At 40.1% G+C, this 20,830-nt stretch carries 16 protein-coding genes; 9 read left to right on the forward strand and 7 right to left on the reverse strand.

The features are described 5' to 3' along the window. Nucleotides 1-35: 35 nt before the first annotated feature. A complete protein-coding gene (locus ACQK2H_RS15885; RefSeq protein WP_425392361.1) occupies nt 36-1,076 on the forward strand; it encodes a hypothetical protein in 1,041 nt (346 codons plus the stop codon). Nucleotides 1,077-1,210: 134 nt separating this feature from the next. On the opposite strand, the gene ACQK2H_RS15890 is transcribed toward ACQK2H_RS15885, so the two are convergent. Then, the gene (locus ACQK2H_RS15890) at nt 1,211-3,766 is read right to left on the reverse strand and encodes an ABC transporter permease (protein WP_425392362.1); all 2,556 of its coding nucleotides are present in this window, start codon (nt 3,764-3,766) and stop codon (nt 1,211-1,213) included. 3 nt (nt 3,767-3,769) lie between these two features. Beyond that, a complete protein-coding gene (locus tag ACQK2H_RS15895; protein WP_425392363.1) occupies nt 3,770-4,492 on the reverse strand; it encodes an ABC transporter ATP-binding protein in 723 nt (240 codons plus the stop codon). 99 nt (nt 4,493-4,591) lie between these two features. On the opposite strand from ACQK2H_RS15895, the gene ACQK2H_RS15900 reads away from it, so the two are divergent. The 5 genes from ACQK2H_RS15900 to bcp all read left to right on the forward strand — a co-directional run bounded on the left by ACQK2H_RS15900 (nt 4,592) and on the right by bcp (nt 9,640). Beyond that, a complete protein-coding gene (locus ACQK2H_RS15900; RefSeq protein ID WP_425392364.1) occupies nt 4,592-5,281 on the forward strand; it encodes an arylesterase in 690 nt (229 codons plus the stop codon). 60 nt (nt 5,282-5,341) lie between these two features. Continuing rightward, nucleotides 5,342-6,649, forward strand: coding sequence for a tRNA (N(6)-L-threonylcarbamoyladenosine(37)-C(2))-methylthiotransferase MtaB (gene mtaB / locus ACQK2H_RS15905; RefSeq protein WP_425392365.1), 1,308 nt, complete (start codon nt 5,342-5,344; stop codon nt 6,647-6,649). 101 nt (nt 6,650-6,750) lie between these two features. After that, a complete protein-coding gene (locus ACQK2H_RS15910; RefSeq protein WP_425392366.1) occupies nt 6,751-7,359 on the forward strand; it encodes a fumarylacetoacetate hydrolase family protein in 609 nt (202 codons plus the stop codon). Continuing rightward, nucleotides 7,359-9,191: a M23 family metallopeptidase gene (locus tag ACQK2H_RS15915; RefSeq protein WP_425392367.1), complete on the forward strand. Its 1,833-nt coding sequence runs from the start codon at nt 7,359-7,361 to the stop codon at nt 9,189-9,191. Before ACQK2H_RS15910 ends, ACQK2H_RS15915 begins: the two co-directional genes overlap by 1 nt. Further along, nucleotides 9,188-9,640 carry a thioredoxin-dependent thiol peroxidase gene (gene bcp, locus ACQK2H_RS15920; protein ID WP_425392368.1) on the forward strand — a complete coding sequence of 151 codons (453 nt, stop codon included), beginning with the start codon at nt 9,188-9,190 and terminating at the stop codon, nt 9,638-9,640. Before ACQK2H_RS15915 ends, bcp begins: the two co-directional genes overlap by 4 nt. Nucleotides 9,641-9,684: 44 nt before the next feature. Here the strand turns inward: bcp and ACQK2H_RS15925 are convergent, their stop codons facing one another. The 4 genes from ACQK2H_RS15925 to ACQK2H_RS15940 all read right to left on the reverse strand — a co-directional run bounded on the left by ACQK2H_RS15925 (nt 9,685) and on the right by ACQK2H_RS15940 (nt 16,336). Further along, nucleotides 9,685-11,031, reverse strand: a complete 1,347-nt coding sequence (locus ACQK2H_RS15925; protein ID WP_425392369.1) for a M28 family peptidase — start codon at nt 11,029-11,031, stop codon at nt 9,685-9,687. A 4-nt stretch (nt 11,032-11,035) separates the two neighbouring features. Then, nucleotides 11,036-11,674, reverse strand: coding sequence for a hypothetical protein (locus ACQK2H_RS15930; protein WP_425392370.1), 639 nt, complete (start codon nt 11,672-11,674; stop codon nt 11,036-11,038). 61 nt (nt 11,675-11,735) lie between these two features. Beyond that, nucleotides 11,736-13,097 carry a SusD/RagB family nutrient-binding outer membrane lipoprotein gene (locus tag ACQK2H_RS15935; protein ID WP_425392371.1) on the reverse strand — a complete coding sequence of 454 codons (1,362 nt, stop codon included), beginning with the start codon at nt 13,095-13,097 and terminating at the stop codon, nt 11,736-11,738. A gap of 20 nt (nt 13,098-13,117) precedes the next feature. Continuing rightward, the gene (locus ACQK2H_RS15940) at nt 13,118-16,336 is read right to left on the reverse strand and encodes a SusC/RagA family TonB-linked outer membrane protein (protein ID WP_425392372.1); all 3,219 of its coding nucleotides are present in this window, start codon (nt 16,334-16,336) and stop codon (nt 13,118-13,120) included. Nucleotides 16,337-16,556: 220 nt separating this feature from the next. On the opposite strand from ACQK2H_RS15940, the gene ACQK2H_RS15945 reads away from it, so the two are divergent. The 3 genes from ACQK2H_RS15945 (at nt 16,557) to ACQK2H_RS15955 (ending at nt 19,640) form a co-directional block, all read left to right on the forward strand. Further along, nucleotides 16,557-17,408: a transketolase gene (locus ACQK2H_RS15945; RefSeq protein WP_425392373.1), complete on the forward strand. Its 852-nt coding sequence runs from the start codon at nt 16,557-16,559 to the stop codon at nt 17,406-17,408. A 17-nt stretch (nt 17,409-17,425) separates the two neighbouring features. Next, nucleotides 17,426-18,382, forward strand: coding sequence for a transketolase family protein (locus tag ACQK2H_RS15950; RefSeq protein ID WP_425392374.1), 957 nt, complete (start codon nt 17,426-17,428; stop codon nt 18,380-18,382). Between the two features lie 73 nt (nt 18,383-18,455). Further along, nucleotides 18,456-19,640, forward strand: a complete 1,185-nt coding sequence (locus tag ACQK2H_RS15955) for an aspartate aminotransferase family protein (protein ID WP_425392375.1) — start codon at nt 18,456-18,458, stop codon at nt 19,638-19,640. Nucleotides 19,641-19,650: 10 nt separating this feature from the next. Here ACQK2H_RS15955 and ACQK2H_RS15960 read toward each other — a convergent pair whose 3' ends face one another. After that, entirely contained in the window at nt 19,651-20,829 is a 1,179-nt protein-coding gene (locus tag ACQK2H_RS15960; RefSeq protein ID WP_425392376.1) for an aspartyl protease family protein, read from the reverse strand. Nucleotide 20,830 lies beyond the last annotated feature (1 nt).

Genomic DNA, 20,830 nt, shown 5'->3' on the forward strand with positions numbered 1-20,830 from the left:
GGAGCTAACATTTAAATTGACTTTGAATATAGATCATGCAAAAAACTATCATAGCCATCCTCTTCATTATCTCCAATCTTGCATTTGGTCAGGAAGGACAAATCATTGAAAACAAAGCAATACTCTTTCAGCTGCCACATGGAGAAGATACCATTGAGTTTATCATCGTTGACACCATGTTAAATGAAAAGAAACCTATCTTTTTATGGTGTCAGGGCTCGCTACCTCAACCATTATTTGGAGAAATATACGGAGCAAATAACGAATGGAGCTATTATTTTCAAGGCGGAGGTATTGTAAATTTCAACTACCGAGAAATTGTAGAGAATTATCACCTCGTAGTAATTTCTATGCCCAAAACACCTGTCCGCGTTTCAAGAAACAATCTAAACAGCCAGTTTCAATATGTTCCTGATTTAACCAAGCCGCGAACGTTTTCAAAAGCCTACATTGAATCAGATTATCTGGAAAACTATGTTAAGCGAGGAAATAAGGCACTTGAATTTTTGAAAACAAAAGATTGGGTCAGTTCTGGAAAGTTAGTAGTAGCAGGCCATTCACAAGGCTCAAAAGTTGCTACCAAAATAGCCACCACCAATCCATCAGTTACACATTTAGGATTATTTAGTCCCAATCCTTTTGGGAGAGTCGATCAGTTTATACGTCAGGCCAGACTGGATGCTCAGCTGGGAAGCATTTCCTGGGTAAAAGCGGATTCAATAATGGAACAACAATATGACTGGTTCAGAAAAGCCCACAATCATGATACGTTAAAAGCTGATCCGAGATTGAAAGCTTGGAAATCATTTTCTGAACCCTTTTATGACGACTGGCTTTCCCTGAACATACCAATCTATCTGGCATATGGAACAGAAGACAGGGCCTCAGACTTATGCGATATAATGCCACTGTTTTTTATCGCTGAGAATAAGGATAACCTAACATTAAAGAGATATTTACACCTGGAGCACAATTTTTTCAAAGTGGATGAAGGTGGAAAAGTCAACTATCAAAATCCACACTGGACCAGCGTAATGACGGGATTCCTTGACTGGCTTAATCAATCCTCCAATTAAATGATTAGTATATTTTTCGCCCTTGTGGTGTTTCCACCAACGAAACGATATACGTCACTCCATGCGGTTAGTCGCAAGACCAACCTCGGCGTGAAATCGATAAAATCTCCAAATCAATCAATCTTCAAATCGAATCATCCCTCCCTTCTCAATACCTCCATTGGTGACTCTCTCACCACACTACGGCTGTTGAGTAATCCAATGAGAATGCTCATTCCGGTCACGAGCACAAAAACAATTCCTATTTGAGAAGCATTTGGGATGAAGGTAAACTCAAACACAAACTGTCCTAACAACGTAGTGAACAATCCTGCTAAAAGTATCCCACTAAGTGCGCCTAGTGCTCCCAAGAAGAAGTATTCAGCAATCGTGATTGTCCAGAGTTGTTTTTTGGATGCTCCCAGTGTTCGCAGCAGGACATTTTCCTGCACACGCTGAAACTTGCTAAGTATAATCGAGCTAATCATCACGATGATTCCCGTTCCAATACTAAAAAAGGCCATAAACTGAATCACAAAAGCCACTTTACCCAACACATCCTCCAGTGTTTTAAGTATCAACTCCAAATCAATGATTGACACATTCGGAAAACGGCTCACCACCTCCTGCTGGTATTTAACTGACTTCATCATATCATCGATACGTGTTACCAGTACATGAAATTGTGGCGCTCGTTCCAGCGCCCCACTTGGAAACAGAACAAGAAAGTTCGTCTGCACCCTGCGCCAGTCAATCTCCCGAAAGCTACCCACATACGTTTTCAGAACAGCTCCCTGCACATTAAATACCAGCTCATCTCCTAGTTCAATATCCAGATTGTCTTTAAAGCCTTCAGAAATACTGATGAACACACTATCGTTTCGCACCTCTCCGACCCACTCCCCTTCCACAATTTTTTCTGAATCAATTAACGAATCCCGATAGGTGACCCGATACTCCCGGCTATATGCCCAGTCAGAGATCGACACAGTGGTGTCATTGAATGCCTCATTTTTCGTATATCCCTTTACTTCAAGCAAACGCATCGTAACAACAGGCACATCTTGTGTGATTGGCAGATCATACTCCCGAGTGAGTTCTTTGATCGCTTCATGCTGCTCGGATTGGATATCAAATAAGACCGTGTTTGGTCGATCATTGGCTGCTGATAATGATACTCTTTGAACCAGAAGGTCTTGCATGAAATAAAGGGTAGCCAGAAATGCAGTTCCTAAGCCAAGAGCTGTAATCAGAATGACCGTTTGATTGTTTGGACGATAAAGGTTTGAAAATCCTTGTCGCCATACATACTTCATGGACTGTGGCACCAGCTTTCGTGTAAGCCAACTCACGCCTTTCCCAATCCCTCCAAGCAGAGCGATTGCTCCGATTAATATTCCGGAAAATGCAAGCGACTCTCCGAGCTCCTGTATCTGCCAAAAGACTGACAAGAAGATAAAAAGAATGATCCCTCCTACGATTGGAATCAATGCTTTATCCAATTGAAATTTGCTTTCATCAAACCCCAGTCGAATAGCAGAAAGTGGGCTGATCTTTCGCAGACCAACCAAAGACAATAATCCAAAGAGCAATGATATGACAATACCAATCAGGACTCCTACAATAAGTGCAGGCCAATAAGGTTGTGGCACCAGATCAATAGGCAGAAAATCTTGCACGACCACCGGCAGATACAAATGAATGGCCAGTCCCAATAAACTACCGATGACAGACCCAATAAACCCAAATAAAGTGACCTGGATTAAATAGACTCTGACTGCCTGCTTAGCCTTCATGCCGAGGCACCTCAGCACAGCCACTGCCTGTACTTTACTTTTTGCATATACATAGATGGCGCTTGCTACTCCAAGACATCCTAACAATAATGCAGTAAAAGCAACCAATTCCAGGAAGTTGGCAAGGTTCTCAAAATCTTCACCAGTTTCTCTCTTTTCTTCCTCCACCGTTTCTACATCGTATCCTTTGCTCTCCGTGTGAGAAGCTAGTTTACTCCATTGTTGAGTCGTATCAATCTCCTCAGAAAACTGAAAGTAGTGCACATAATTGATCCTGCTCCCTTTTTGAATCAAGCCCGTTTCCTCCAAATATTGATAGGGAATATAAACGACCGGTGAAACGGATGAGGAAACATCTGTTTGTCCAGGTATCTGAGTGATAGCGCCAATGATTTCAAAAGTGAGTGCCCCCACATTCAGGCTGTCTCCCACTTGCGCATCATACTGGATCATCATTTTTTCATCCACCAAAGCAAATCGTCCATCTCGAAATTTTTGAGAAGCTTCTTCCGGTTTAGTCTCAATCGCGCCATAGTATGGATAATCGCCCTCCAACCCCCGTACTTGCACCAGTCGCGTACCTTTTGACTCGGTGAACATCACCATGGATGCGAAATAGCTTTCTTTTGAATGATCGACAGTAAGCGATTTGAATTGCTGTAAAAGACTATCAGGAAGATCCCTCCTGCCCCTGACTCTCACATCTGAACCAACCAGCCCTTTTGCCTGCTTATCGATTTCCTGAAGGAGATTTTCCCTAAAAGAGGTGATACCCACCATTGCAGCGATTCCCAGTGAAATGGAAGCAATAAACAATAAAAGCTTCCCACGACTTTTGCGACTGTCCCTCCAGGCCATTTTCCACGGCCAGGACTTGCTGTACTTGGCAGGTTCTATAGTTATTTTTCGATCCATTTATTAAGAGGCTGTAGATCTTAGACGTGTTGTATTTGTCCCTTTTCGTTGATCAATGATATGACCACCTTTCAGTTGGATGATCTTTTCCGTTTTTTCTGCCAATTCCAGATCATGTGTCACGAGAATGAGCGTAGTTCCCAATTCCTGATTGATTTCAAAAAGTAAGTCCTCTACAGATTGCCCGGTTTCTTCATCCAGATTCCCGGTAGGCTCATCTGCGAACAGTACTTTAGGCTCGTTTGAAAAAGCTCTTGCAATGGCCACCCGCTGTTGCTCTCCACCTGATAGCTGAGACGGGTAATGATGCATGCGTTCACCCAGTCCCACTCTTTCAAGCAATTCAGACGATCGTTTATTGGCATCTCTTACACCTCGAAGCTCCAGTGGTATCATCACGTTCTCTAAAGCAGTAAGCGTTTGGATCAATTGAAAATTTTGAAATACAAAGCCCACATATTGATTACGAAGTTGTGCCATTTCATCTTCACTCAATCGATCCAGTAAAATATGATTGAGTGTTATGGAACCTTCAGTTGGCCTGTCCAGTCCGGCACAAAGACCCAATAGGGTGGTCTTGCCACTACCTGACGGTCCAACAATAGCAATAGAAGCACCTTCTTCAACGGAAAAATTGATGTTCTGTAGTACATGAACCTCTTTAGCCCCGGACTTAAAAGTCTTTGAGAGAGAGGAAACCTCTAAAATGGATGATTCGTTGGTCATGTAGAAATTTTAAAAAGTAAACGTTAAGTGAATTCTCATGTTAACTTAGCCATGAAGGCGAGTCATAAGACCTTTTCACTCACGTTAATACAACTATCAATGTTTCTTAGAGTTCAAATTATATTATTATCTGCTCTTTTCTTTGGGTGTAGTACTTCCAAAGAATCGGAAAGTCAACAAACCTTAAAAAAGGAGCAGTCTGCTGTTGAAACGTCCGCTCCCAAAGAGGAGGAAAGAATCATACTCTTTTTTGGTAACAGCATTACTGCAGGCTACCAGCTGGATATGGATCAGGCCTTCCCTGCTATCATTCAGGAGAAGATTGATTCACTGGGATTAAATTACAAAGCAATCAACGCAGGATTAAGCGGAGAGACATCAGCAGGTGGCAAAAGTCGAATTGACTGGGTGCTACGAACAACGCCGGATATTTTCTTCCTGGAGCTAGGAGCTAATGATGGACTGAGAGGATTGCCTTTAGACGAAACATACAAGAACCTTCAGGATATCATTGATGCGGTAAAAAAAGAAAATCCGGAAGTTGAAATCATCATTGCCGGTATGATGGTTCCACCAAATCTGGGGGATGACTATTCGAAAGAGTTTCAACAACTATTCCCCAAACTATCCAAAGAAAATGATGCCATTTATATTCCTTTTCTTTTGGAAGGGGTGGCAGGAAACCCAGACTTAAACCTCCGTGATGGCATTCACCCAACTCCTGAAGGGCATGAGATTGTGGCTGAAACGGTATGGGATTACCTGAAGCCATTACTGGAAGAAGAATAACCATAATTCAGCAACAACTATCTCAATTCCAAGGATTTGTGTCTAAATTTGCGCCTCGCTATGAAAAAGGTCGCATTTTATACACTGGGCTGCAAGCTAAATTATTCTGAGACCTCCTCCATTTCGAGGATGTTTGAGGATAAGGGCTATGCAAAAGTTGATTTCACAGACCAGCCGGATATCTTCATTATCAATACGTGCTCAGTGACTGAAAATGCAGATAAGAAATGCAAAAAAATTGTAAAAGAGGCCAAGAAGATCTCCCCCGATAGCTTCGTCACAATCATTGGGTGCTATGCGCAGCTTAAACCCAAAGAGATTTCTGAAATAAAAGGAGTAGATGCCGTTCTGGGTGCTGCGGAAAAATTCAGATTGTTCGATTATCTGGATGATTTTACAAAAGGTGGCGTATTCGCTTCAGAAATTAAGGAAGCAAAATCCTATAACGCCTCCTACTCCATCGCTGATCGAACTCGAACGTTTCTGAAAGTCCAAGACGGCTGTAACTATGGTTGTGCATTTTGCACCATACCCCTCGCGCGAGGGAAAAGCCGAAGCGATAGTATCGAAAACATTGTTGCTCAGGCAAAAGAAATTGCCCAGACGGATGTGAAAGAAGTGGTTCTGACCGGAGTAAATATTGGAGATTTTGGCATTCAGGAAGGACGAAGAAAAGAGAAATTCATCGATTTGATTAAAGAACTTGACCAAATCGAAGGTATTGATCGTTTCCGGATTTCATCCATCGAACCAAACCTACTATCCAATGAGGTGATTGAATTTGTCGCACAGTCTGAACGATTTGTGCCTCATTTTCACATCCCACTCCAGTCGGGTAGTGATGCAATCCTAAAGAAAATGAATCGTCGCTATCTTAGTGACCTGTATCAAAGCAGGGTTGAAAAGATTAAGTCTCTGATGCCTGATTGCTGTATTGGAGTAGACGTTATTGTCGGATTTCCGGGTGAAACCAAGGAGGAGTTTTTAACTACTTACAATTTCCTGAATGAGTTAGACATTTCTTACCTCCACGTATTCACCTATTCTGAAAGACCTAATACCAAGGCAGTAGAAATGCATGGTGTTGTCGATCAGGGTGAAAGAAATAAACGATCCAAAATGCTCAGAGGGCTATCTGAAAAGAAACGGAGGTATTTCTATGAACAGCAGCTTGGAAAAACTTATGAAGTCCTGTTCGAGGAAGATGTGAAAGATGGTGTTATGTATGGTTTTACTGAGAATTATGTTCGTGTAGCTGCTAAGTATGACCCCATACTCGTCAATGAGGTGAAACATGTAACCCTCAAATCCGTCAATGCTGATGGTCAAGTAGAGGTTGAGGAACCAGAAGGAGTACTCGTTCACTAATTGCTTCAATCAAATAAGCATTTCCCCTTCTATAAAAGATTCTGAAACTAGTTCAGAATGCCCCTAAATGATTTATATTTTTGAGTCAATACAAATTGACTATGAAGATCATTTGCATCGGTAGAAATTATGCTGAACACATTGAAGAACTGGGGAATGAACGACCGGAACATCCGATCATTTTCATGAAGCCAGATACAGCTCTACTAAAAAACAACGATCCTTTTTATTATCCCGATTTTTCCAAAGACATTCATCACGAAGTGGAGGTTTTGGTCAAAATCAAAAAAGAAGGAAAGTCCATCCAAAAAGAGTTTGCTCATCAATATTATGACGAAATAGGATTAGGCATTGATTTTACGGCACGAGATTGGCAATCGAAGGTGAAGGAAAAAGGTCACCCCTGGGAAATCGCTAAGGCCTTTAATGGTTCTGCTCCAATTTCAGATTTTCTTCCCAAAGGAGATCGGGACATGACTGATGTAAAATTCAGGCTGGAGATCAATGGAAATGAAGTACAGAATGGAAATACAAGGCTGATGTTGTGGCCGATTGATGAAATTATCGAATATGTTTCTCAATTTATACTCCTAAAAACCGGAGATATCATATTCACGGGAACACCAAAAGGAGTTGGCCCGGTAAAAATCGGTGATCGATTGGTAGGGTTTTTGGAAGATCAACAGATGTTTGATTTCGAGGTTAAATGATGAGATATATTTCTACAGCCATATTTATCATTTTTTGTATTCAGTCTTATGCACAAGACTTTGAATCCATTGATTACCAGTTTCCAATAAATCCCGGTCAGCAAAACTATCTGGCTGGTACTGTCGGTGAAATCCGAAGTTCGCATTTTCATACAGGCATAGATGTAAAAACCGGAGGTCGAACAGGACTTCCCATTTATGCAGTGGCTGATGGCCATATCTCCCGTATCAAAGTTTCGGCATCCGGCTATGGATATGCACTTTATATGAAGCATCCTAACGGAACTTTCTCTGTTTATGCGCACCTGGAGGCTTTTGACTCACGAATTGCAGCATGGTCGCTAAAAGAGCAATACAGAAAGGAATCATTCGAGGTTGACCTCTTCCCGGAGGCTGGTCAGTTTCAATTCAAACGTGGAGATATAATCGGCTATTCCGGTAATACAGGCTCTTCAAGTGGACCACATCTTCATTTTGAAATACGTGATGCGAATCACCAACCGATTGACGTACTCTCATTAGGTTTTGATGAAATTAGGGATCGAATCCCTCCAGTCGTTCAGAAAGTTGCTTTTGTAACGCTGGATCAAAAGGCCAGGGTTAATGGATACTTTGGGAGATATGAATTTGATCTGATAAAGACAAATGACGGATTCCAGACCAAAAAACCCATAAACCTGAAAGGTAAAATAGGTGTGGAAATCTATTCATATGACCCCATGGATGGCATTCCTAACCGCAATGGAATAAAAAAAACAACGTTTCAGCTGGATGGTGACACCCTTTTCCACGAACACAAAGAGTTTTTCAGTTTTGGAAAGCAACGCAATGTACTGGTGCATTATAATTATTCGGCCTATAAAAAAGGAAGCAGAAGATTCAATAAGCTTTATCTGGCAGATGGAAATGAGCATAACATTTACAATGTAGTTAATCGCGGAGTTGATTTTGGGGGTCAGGAAGAAATACTGATCAAGACGGAGGATAGTTACAAAAACACCTCAACCACACGTATTATTTTGAGTAACGACGACATACGAATGGCTCCTAGACTATATGGTTCTGAGCAAATTGGAAATTATTTGCATTTCAAGTCTAAACAGCAAGGTTCAGTCTTATTGGATGAGTGGGTTCCACTTATACCTTACGCTGAATCAGGTGAACATCAGTATTACATCTGGGATTTAAGGAAAGGCACTCCAAAGAGCTTATTCATTGATGGAGAAACGGTGAAAACCAACCTTGTAGGCTTGATTCCCTCCAATCAGGAGATAAGTTACGTTCAGAAGGAATTTACATTGAACCTAAAGCGTAGATCTTTATTTGACACGCTATACCTGGCCTTTGAAAAAGAATTTGATTCTGTGGAGAATCGTGATCTTTTTCATTTTAAGAATCAAACCCAACCCATCAGATCGAACATGGAGATCGTACTTAGCCCTGAGAAGGGATACAACCAGGAAAAAGCAATGGTATATTCTGTCTTCGGTAAGCGCTACAATTTCATGGGAGGCGAATGGGAAAATGGTCAAATCAAATTCTCCACCAGAGATTTGGTTACTTATACCATTTTGGAAGACACGATCCCTCCTTCCATTGAATTAAAAATGGCAAATGCAGATTACCTGAAATTCCGGATTGATGATGAGCTATCAGGAATTAAGAGCTTTAAAGCAACTATCAATGGGGAGTTCGTGTTGATGCACTACGAACCAAAAAGAAAACTTATTTGGTCTGAAAAATTGAATGAAAACATTCCTTTCAAAGGAAAGTTTATGTTGGAAGTAATAGATAATTCGAATAACGGAACCATTTATACTAAAGAACTATGATCACACTAAAACCAGGCGATAAAGCACCCAATTTTGAAAGTAAGGATCAGGATGGAAACCCTATCAAGCTATCCGATTACAATGGAAAGAAGGTAGTACTCTATTTCTATCCAAAAGACAATACCCCTGGCTGTACCGCTGAGTCATGTAATCTGAGGGATAATTATGAAGAGCTTCAAAAACAAGGATACGAAGTATTAGGAGTAAGCAGTGATGGCGAAAAGTCACATCAAAAATTTATTGCTAAGCATGAACTTCCCTTCAAACTGGTTGCTGACGAGGACAAGTCCGTACACGAAGCATACGGGACTTGGGACTTAAAGAAATTTATGGGGAAAGAGTACATGGGTACACTTAGAACCACCTTCGTAATAGATGAGGAAGGAAAAATTGAAGAGGTGATCGAAAAAGTGAAGACCAAAGATCACACTGCTCAGATATTGAAGTGAAAAAACCCCGGAGGTTTGCTAAACCTCCGGGGTTTTCTTATCAGCTACCTCCTTACCTCACTTGGAAAAACAACCAAGCTTTCATTCCCATCTTTTCCCACAGCTGAAACTCCGAAAAAGTAATTGTCAATCACTATCCCTTCCAGCGTAAACTCCGTTTTATCTTTTTCTACTTGATAGTGCATATCCCAGGTAGGTGAAGTTGTTTCTCTGAAATACACTTTATAACCTGCAAGGTTTGCACTTTCTACAGCTTCCCAGTAGAGTGTTGTGGAAGGTTGCACTGCTCCACCAATAGCAACGCTTGGTGGTTCCGGCGGAGCTGATGCAAGTGCAGCAAGCGTTATAGCATTTACGGCTGTTAACTTAGCAGCATAATCAAAGTTTACGTGCTCGATCACATCCCCATACGCAATTCCATCTTCCACTCGGATGTCCTGATGCTGTTGCGTGTAGTTTTCATGAGCCTCCATGATTCTTACTCCGGCAAACCCTGCATCATTAAACGGACGGTGATGCCCACCTCTTCCGAAACGATCTAAACGATAGATCATCATTGGATTCATTTCAGGCATATAGGTCTTAGTCATTTTATACACGTATCGAGCAAGTTGGCGTGAAATGCCATCCACTTCTCCCCCATAGTATCTACGCATGCGATTTTGAAAATCTGAATCTTTAGGGTTTGTTGGCTCAGAGAATATTCTAAATGTTCGGTTATCAATTACCCCATCTACACCTTTGATGTTTCCAATCATGTCATTGTTCAACACTCCGACTATATCCCATCCTTCTTCTACCGCTTTAGCAGCCAAATGCTTTCCTCCATACAGGCCTTGCTCCTCTCCGGACAGACCTACCAATAGGATCGAACTCTCAAAATCATACTTTGCTAAGACTCGTGCTGCTTCCAATACCCCAGCCATTCCAGAGGCATTGTCATTAGCTCCAGGTGAATCGTCTGTATAGTTAAGTGGATCAGAAACGCGACTATCAATATCACCTGACATGACAATGTAACGATTCGGGTAAGTCTTGCCTCTTTTGATTGCAAGCACGTTTACAATCTCTGTATCTTCAGTAATGCGCGTTTTTGCATTTCCTTTTTCCAGGGTACGCTGCATGGACACTTCATAACAGCCACCACATTCTTCGGATATTTTTTCAAATTCTGCTTTGATCCATCTTCTGGCTGCACCAATTCCCCGAGTATCTGATTCGGTTTCTGACATGGTGTGGCGTGTACCGAATGAAACTAATTTTTGAATGTCTTTTTCAATTCGATCAGCAGAGATATCTTCGATAATATCGTAAGCACTAGTCGAATTGGGTTCTTGGGCGTATAATGAAATCACCGCAAACAGAAATACCACCTTAATTATATTCTTCATATTATCATAAGTTTGAAAGAAGATTGACTAATCGTTTTTCATTATCCGTATCCGGGATTGATGAATTTTTAACATCAAAGCCTTGCTCTTTTAAAAACTTATTCAATCCCTTCTTGTTTTTTATCTCATGTAAATTCCCACTGATGGAAACAAAATAAACTGATTCCTGAATCCATTTATCAAATTTTTCTCCTGCGTCCAGGGCGGGGTTATAATTTCCCTTTTGTAGCCTCAATAAATATTTCTTAAAAAGGAAAATACTATTCTTATCAAAGATCGTCTCAACCAACGATTCAATTTTCGTGTTATATATAAATTTTCGTGCGTTTACAGTATCAATTAGATACTCGATATTAGAAGGTTTAATTGCGTATTCCTGCCCTCTTATTCGCACATGAATCATCTCAGATCTTAAATTTATTTTGGAAGGGTATTGATGAATTTTATCAAACCCTATCATTTTAATATTAGACTCATGCCATTCATCAGAAAGGAAAATACTTCCTTTTACTATTGATCTACCATCATCAACATGAATAGATGAAATAGGCCTAATTCCTAAACCGGACAGACTGATTTCAGGCTCTTGACAAAGAGATGAAAAATGCAACAGAACTAAGCATATAAAAATCAACTTGTGCATAATTCAAAAGTAAAAAAGGCCACTCAATGAGTGGCCTTTTATTAAAATCAATTCAACTATTTTATTGATTCACAGGTGTAGCTGTAAATTGATCAACTAGACCTGGGAAGTTTTCATTTGATGCAGACTCAGTCTGTGGGTACAAGTATCGCTGTGGTATCACAGTAGTTCCTGTTCCTTTAATTGGTACACCAATCATATTGTCAGTTCTTCGAACATCACTATAAGTTGGTAATCCAATTACTGCGCAATACTTCTCTAGCATGATTTCCATCATAAGAGAACTATTTTCAGAGTTTCCATCATATAGTTCACCACCAGCTTGAAAATCAGCTATAACATATGCATCATATTGTCCAGTTGGGAACATAGCTGCATTACTAGCTCTTACTGCGTTTAAAGCAGCTAAAGCAGCAGCATTATCGGATCCAACAGAAGTTTCAGCAATGATTAACTGCATCTCTTCATAAGAAACTACAGGGAAATTGGTGTCAATGCCTGCAAATCCACCTGGTGAGGTATTCAAATCCTCTCCATCAGCAGAAACATAATAAGCATATCTACCACTCTCATCAGTCTTAGAATTGCCTTTATATTCTGCTGCAGTACTATTCAACAACTTAGACATATAACTATGATCTATTGAACCTAGTACTTTCAGGTAATCTTGTCTTTGCTCCACCTGGAACTGATAAAACAAGTTTTCTGCATAGTTTGTAGTTGTATGAATGATTTCCCAGTCATTCGCTTTAGAAGTAAAGTTAGCAGCCTGAGCAGCACTCAAAGCACCAGCGTTATCTCCTAGAGCAAGTAAATACCTGGCTCTCAGTGCATTCGCAATTTGTGCCCAAGATGATGATGTATTGAACACATTGTTATCAGCAGAAGAAGTTCCAACTAAAGTAGCGCCTTCTTGCAACATAGAAACAACAGAATTCAATACAGCTACTTGTCCTTCAAATTCAGGATCAAGGAAGTCTGGATCGTTTACTTGACTAAAAGGAATATCTCCAAAAAGCAAAGCTCCTTCAGCAAAGAAATAAGCTTCAAGTATTTGAGCTTGTCCTTCCAGTTGAGCATTACCAGCATCTTGTGCCTTTTGCTTTGCAATCTGAGCTTGAGAAATACCTCTTTGAAAAAGATCTTCCCAAACTTCATCATAATCCGTTTGAAGTGTACTGTAAATATTTAATGTACCGTACTGACGGTCATTACCACCAAACTGATCTGTGAAAATTGTCGCTATCCTCGCAGGATGAGCTTCAGCAATAGCCACTACATTCAAGTTCGCGTGATTCAAAACAAGATTAAGTGGCGCATCGGTAAAGTTATTTGGGTCATTATTCAGACCTTCCACAACATCTTCACATGATTGAAACCCAATCATGAGAAGGATAATAAATGAATATATAATTCTTTTCATGTCTATTGTCATTTAATCTTTTAGAATCGAGCTCTTAGGTTAAACAAATAGCTTTGAGTTGCTGGATTTGTAAAGTAATCCAGTCCTCTACCTCTAGAAGCTCCAGTCAAGTTAACTTCCGGATCAATTCCAGGGAAGTCAGTGATTATGATAAGGTTTCTACCTGAAACTCCTACCTCAATCTCTTCCATTCCTAGCTTACCTGCAATGTTTGAAGGCAGCATGTATGAAAGACTAACCTCTCTAAGTTTTGTCCATGAAGCATCTCTTACGAATTGCTCATCAAGAGATCCGAATCCTCCACCATCAGTTCGGTACCAGCCTTCTTCCAAAGCAACAGGTCCACCACCAAAGTCAGCAACACTTCCTCTGAAAGTAGCACCTTGAGCTATTGTACCTCCCAAATATGTCGGTAGTTCAACTGGAGCAGTTGACTCAACAGCTGTTTCAGGAGCAATTCCAAAGTAATGAAGAACACCCCAAGTACCAGCCCACATATCATTACCCTGACTTGTCTCCCACATAAATGAGAATTTCAAACCTTTATACGCGGCAGATGCTCCCAATGAAGCTCTGAAATCCGGGTTAGGATCACCAATAACTCCTTGCTCATCGTCAATGACAGGGAATCCGGATGCATCTGTCTCTATTGATCCATCTGCATTTCTAGCATATCTACCTCCATAAATTGCACCAAATGGAGCACCTTCAACAACCGATGATGAAGTACTAGTAAATCCATTCAAGATGATTCTACTTACATTCGGAAGTTTCTCTACTATGTTTTTATATTTCGTAAATGTTCCGAATACATTAATATCCAGTCCATTTCCAGTCACATAATTATAATTCCAATCGATCTCGATTCCTGTGTTACTGATCTCAGCCGCATTTTGATAAGCTGAAGAGTAACCAGTTGTAGCTGGGGTCTCGATTTCCATGATCGCATCAGTTGTTACTCTGTTATAGTAAGTAAAACCAACACTTAATTTGTCATTTAATACTCTGAAATCAGTACCAACTTCCCACTCAGTTACCGTCTCTCTTGTAAGATCTGGATTACCCTGAATAGCACCTCTTCTAACTGTTCCGCCGTAGTTTGCACCATCTAGGTAATCTCCCCATCCTTCTGAACCAGCAGTTGATGAAAAGAAAATATCTCGGTTGATATACAGCTGAGGTTCAATACCTACCTGCCCCCAGTTAGCTCTTAACTTGGCAAATGATAAGAATCCATCATTTCCAAGAAGCTTATTGGTAAGGATATATCCAGCTGAAACACTAGGGTAGAAGTTGATATCAGTAAGCGTCGTACTTCTTTCTAATCTACCTGTTGTTTCCAATAATAAATCCTCAGCAATTGTGAAGTTCAATGTATAATAACCTGCATTTTTCTTATTCAAGCTGTTATATTCTTCACCAAGGATGTTATCGTTAGTTGCGTTGGTAACCAACTGCTTACTTGGATCAGCATTCAAAAACACGTTTGTTGAAGTGCTTAATCTTCCATAACTAGTAGACTCAAGCATATAACCAGCAATCCAGTTTAATGATACTGAAGATCCTAATTCATTATTTCCATTTAAGAAAATATTGAAGTTTTCAGTTTTTTCATTTCTATCGTCTCTGTAATATGCTCCTTGAGTAAAGTCTCCAGCAGAATTCACCTGGTAATAAGTTCTTCTCTTATCAAACCAGAAATCAACTCCATACCTAGCTGTAATTGACATATTATCCAATAGCTCAACATTCATCTCCGGAGTAAAAATCACTCGATCAGTTCTGTTCGGGTTGAGGTTATTATTAATTGTCCATCCCGGGTTGTTATAGATAGCAGCCCCTTGTCCAATTTGTCTGGCTCTATAAGATCTATGACTTCTAGGAACCCCAACTGCATCATTAGGACCACTGTAGTAAGTACCACTGTAATCGGTATTATTAAAGTCAGGAGCTGTTCTTAAATAACCTAGATACAAACCATTAAGGTTTGAACCAGTTTGAATTCTGTTAGATTCAGTGTTAATGTAAGAAGCATTAATTCTTCCAGTAACTCTATCACTGAATTCTCTTGAATGATTCAATCGAAGAGAGTTTCTGGTATAATCAGAAAATCCATTAATAATACCTTTTTGATCAAGTCGGTTAATTCCAAAGTAAGTATTGCTTTTATCAGCCCCTACATAACTAACACCTAATGAATAGTTAGATGTAGAACCATCCCTGAATACTTGATTTCGGTTTACATCGTTAAAAACTTCTCTTGAGTTTTTAGCTGTTACCGGATAATAGGTTGTTCCAGTTTGGTCTCCAACAAAGTAAGGACCAGATGTATCTACTGCATCTGCACCCCCTGCTCTATCAGCGATTCTATCACCCCATGATAGACCGGAAGCATTAGAGTTCCAAACACCGCCAGCACCCTGACCATATATTCCTTGCTTTTCATGTTCACGGTTAATTTGGTCAACCGACCAAGACGCATTGAAATCAACAGCAAAGTTTCCTCCGTCTACACGTCCTTTCTTTGTTTTGATTACTAGCACACCATTTGCTGCAGCTGTACCCCAAACTGCTGCGGCAGCAGCACCTTTTAATACAGTCATGCTTTCAATGTCAGAAGCAGCAAGGTCATTCAAACGAGATTGCTGAACAACGCCAGCTGTACCAGCTCCATAAGAACTATTTGACATTGGAACTCCGTCCACAATAATTAAAGGACCAGTAGAACCATTAATGGTGTTTTGTCCTCTAATTTGAATCCAAGCTCCAGCTCCAGGATCACCAGTGTTTTGAGTAATCAATACACCAGATGATTTTCCTGCCAGACCTTGAATTAGACCAGCTTCTCCAGATCTTTCAACAGCATCAGTTTTTACAATACTTGCAGAACTAATGTCATTATCTTTTTTCTTGGAGATACCGAGTGCTGTAACAACTACTTCTTGTAGTTCTGTTGCACCGCTCATTTCAAGATCTAGTGTAGTTCTTGATCCGACAGGAACTTCCTGCGTTTCAAATCCTACATAAGAAAAAACCAAGGTTGCTCCGCTTTCAACAGTAATTCGATAATTACCATCTAAATCGGTTGTCACCCCCGTCGTTGTGCCTTTAATCACAACGTTCACACCTGGCAAAGCTTCACCGGAATCATCGGTGACCTTACCAGATACTGTCCTCTGTGCCATCGTAGTGATGGCAACAAAAGAGAACACTAGAGTAAGTAGTAAAATCCTCTTCATACTTTACTTTTTAGTTAAAAATTTAGTTACGTTGGTTTAAAGAAAGACAAAATTTAACATTCTAGCAATGCTAACGACCAGAATAAATACCACTGTCTCCTGTTTTCATTGAAATTACTTCACATTTTTCAAGTGATGATTCCAATAATTGTAAACTTCAAACACTGCTTCTTTTCCTTATAAAAGAATAGATTTGCGCCCTACAAAATTTCCTTTTTTCATGACCTCTACACCTGACATTAAAAATCTTAAAAACATATGCAGTCAAACCAGGCGTGATATTGTTCGCATGGTTCACGCAGTAAATTCCGGACATCCCGGAGGCTCACTTGGCTGTACAGAGTATTTCGTAACTCTTTATCATCACATCATGAAGTATGATCCTTCTTTTAACATGGAAGGTGAAAATGAAGATGTTTTCTTTCTCTCAAATGGCCATATATCTCCTGTTTTTTATAGCACATTAGCAAGAGCTGGTTTTTTTGATGTATCAGAATTGGCAACCTTTAGAAAACTTGACTCAAGATTACAGGGGCATCCTGCAACTGAGGAAGGATTACCCGGTATCAGAATTGCCTCAGGATCTTTAGGGCAAGGATTGTCGGCAGCTATCGGTGTAGCGCTAGCAAAGAAGCTTAATGGAGATGATCGAAACGTCTTTGTACTAATGGGAGATGGTGAGCAGCAAGAAGGGCAAGTATGGGAAGCGGTTATGTTCGCAGCGCATAATAAAGTAGATAACTTAATAGCAACCATCGATTATAATGGTCAGCAAATTGATGGACCTTTAGCAGAAGTGAATAATCTTGGTGATTTAAAAGCTAAATATGAGTCTTTCGGTTGGATTGTTTTAGAATGTGATGGAAACGATTTAGAACAACTAATCCCAACAATGGAGGATGCAAAATCCAAATCCGGCAATGGAAAGCCGATTATGGTATTAATGACTACCGAAATGGGGAAAGGTGTTGACTTTATGGAAGGCACTCACAAATGGCATGGAGTTGCACCCAATGATGAGCAGCTTGCTGATGCATTAAGCCAATTAGAAGAAACTTTAGGGGACTATTAATCACCAATACTTTTAGAATGAAAACTAAACTTACCTTCACAGATAAAAAAGATACACGTTCAGGGTTCGGTGATGGACTTTTGGAAGTAGCTAAAAACAATCCTAACGTAGTTGGTCTATGTGCCGACTTAACCGGATCCTTGAAAATGAATGCCTTCCAAAAAGAATTTCCGGAAAGATTCTTTCAGGTTGGAATTGCAGAGGCTAATATGATGGGTATAGCAGCAGGATTAGCAACTGCTGGCAAAATTCCATTTACAGGAACATTTGCAAACTTTTCAACAAGTAGAGTGTATGATCAACTGCGTCAATCCATTGCCTATTCTGAAAAAAACGTAAAGGTATGTGCCTCTCATGCCGGATTGACTTTAGGTGAGGATGGTGCCACCCACCAAGTATTGGAGGATATTGGAATGACTAAAATGCTTCCGAATTTCACGGTAATAAATCCTTGTGATTATCATCAAACCAAAGCGGCTACCATAGCTATTGCTGATCATCATGGCCCGGTTTACCTCAGGTTTGGAAGACCTGGATGGCCAATGTTTATGGAAGATCAACCGTTTGAAATTGGTAAAGCCATCACGCTAATTGAAGGCTCTGATGTATCGATTTTTGCTACCGGTCACATGGTGTGGCGAGCTATCGAAGCAGAAGCAATCCTTGCAGCGCAGGGGATATCAGCAGAAGTAATCAATATACACACAATAAAACCATTAGATGAGGATGCTATTTTGAAGTCAATTTCAAAAACAGGTTGTGCAGTTTCTGCTGAAGAACATCAAATGGCTGGAGGGCTTGGCGAAAGCATTGCTCAAACGATAGTGAAAAATGAATTAGTGCCACAGGAATTTGTGGCGGTAGATGATCAATTTGGGGAAAGCGGTAAACCAACGGACCTACTAGATAAATATGGCCTTGGGGTAAATGACATTGTAGATAAAGCTAGAAAGGCAGTTAATAGAAAAAGTTAACCCAATCACTAAAGTGACCTTTTTAAGCCGATGCATAATTGCTTCGGCTTTTTTTGTCACGCATCTTTGCAGAATGCTTACTAACAGACAGATTTTTCTATCTAATCTTGCTCAGACATCTGACGCTCCCCTTATGCTTGAGATGGTATCGGCAGAGGGAGTCTATATGACCGATGTTAATGGCAAAAAATACATAGACCTTATATCGGGTATAGGCGTTTCGAATGTTGGTCATAGACACCCAAGAGTGGTTGATGCCATTAAAGATCAAGTGGATAAACATCTTCATGTTATGGTGTATGGCGAGTTTGTTCAAAGCCCACAAGTCAAACTTGCCGAAGCATTGGTTAGCACACTTCCTGAAACCTTAGACTCAGTTTATCTTGTAAATTCCGGTAGTGAGGCTATTGAAGGCGCAATGAAGCTAGCTAAAAGATTTACAGGCAAATCCAAAATCATAGCATGCAAAAATGCCTATCATGGATCTTCACATGGTGCCCTTTCTTTAACAGGTAGTGAATCTTTTAAGCAAAATTATCGACCATTATTGCCTGGAATCAATCATATCGAGTTTGGGATTGAGGAAGACCTGCAACAGATAGATAACGAGACCGGGGCTGTTGTAATTGAGACTATTCAGGGTGAAGCAGGCGTTCGGCATGTGGGTGAAACCTACTGGAAAGCACTTAGGAAAAAGTGTGATGAAACTGAGACGCTTCTCATTTTAGATGAAATTCAATGTGGATTCGGCAGAACCGGAAAATTTTGGGCCTTTGAACATTACAATATCCAACCTGATATTTTAGTTAGTGCTAAGGGAATGGGAGGTGGCATGCCAATAGGTTGTTTTATCTCCTCTAAGAAAATTATGGATGTTTTTACTAACAATCCGGTGCTTGGGCATATTTCAACCTTTGGGGGACATCCTGTTTCATCTGCCGCTTCTCTTGCGACCCTGAAAGCAATTTTAGATGAAGATTTACTTAAGAGTATTGAAAACAAAGAGGCTTTGTTTCATCAACTGCTAAAGCATCCTAAAATTAGGAACGTAAGAAGCAAAGGCCTGATGATGGCAGTAGAATTCGAATCATATGATGAATTGAAACCGATAATAGATAGAGCTATTGAACTGGGTGTGGTTACTGACTGGTTTTTATTCAATGATCATTCAATGCGCATCGCACCGCCCTTAATTATTTCAGAAGAAGAAATAAAAGATGCCTGTAAGATCATTTTGCAAGCAATAGATAGCGTTTAAGCTACCTAAACTAGATTAGTTGTCTCAAGTCTAAGGTAAAGGTTTGCTCCTCTCCCATCTGCCAGACGGTGATCTCAACGTCTTCATTTACTTTTTCCAACAATTTGAGAAGCTGTGGCAATGTAAACTCACTCACACTTTGACCATTTACTTTCAGAATTTCAGCATCTTTTTTAATACCAGCTACTTTGGCGGGACTAGCATCATACACTCGTTTCACAACAACCTTCTCCATATCCTCATTCAGTTGCAAATACAAACCACTTGCATTTACTGTAAAGGCATCATTAAAGTTACTATTCTTTAGGAAGTAGATAACTTCTCTCGAGTAATCAAAAGTAATATTAAATCTACGCAGTAATTTATTTCCAAGAATTCCGGCCACCTTTTTATTGTTTTGAATTCCGTGCTTAGCAGTGCTTATTCCAATTGGCATTTTGGAAAAATCAAAAGTTCCAAAACCAAATTTTCTAACCCGTCCTTCATAGTGCATCGTCTCATTGTTGCTAATACCGGCCACAGGATATGAAAAATGCTCTCCGGTTCTGGTAATAATATCATTCTTCTGAGCAAATCGGGTATTGAAATCCAAAGTAGTACCTGCCCCTGTGTTTATGAAGAAATCACCTTCCAGAACCTCTCCATCGTTTAGTTTAACCTCACACGCTATATGTGGTATGTAATTATCCAGCTTAAACTCAAAGCTCTCACCAAATCCATCGTGATTATAGGAGCTCTGATCATACAATTCAAACATGCCATTGTCATAGTCAAGCTTAACTACATAATGATGCAGGAGATCAAACCCTATGATGCCATCTATGTTTTTTCCAACACTCATCTCTAAATGCTGCAGACTAGTAGCATAGAGCTGAATATCTTTTTCTAATAAAACACCTTCTAATTCAATGGTGTTATGGTCAATTAATGCACCTTTTACAGTGCCCTGAGCACTAGTTTTAGTAGCAGAATGATCTAAATCCAGGCCTAAGGCCTTTGCCACTTCCAAGTCAATCACAGGAAGACCATCCCCTGTATCGAAAATAAACTCAAGTGGGTCAGAGCCATCAACACTTAAATTGATGAAAATATGATCTCCAAATAGCTCCATCTCTGTTGAGGCTATTGGCTCCTGCGCATCAACTCTAAAAAGTGATGCAAGAAGGGCTAGAGTAAGAATTTTTTTCATT

Source organism: Ekhidna sp. (assembly GCF_965228795.1).
Taxonomy (GTDB): Bacteria; Bacteroidota; Bacteroidia; order Cytophagales; family Cyclobacteriaceae; genus Ekhidna.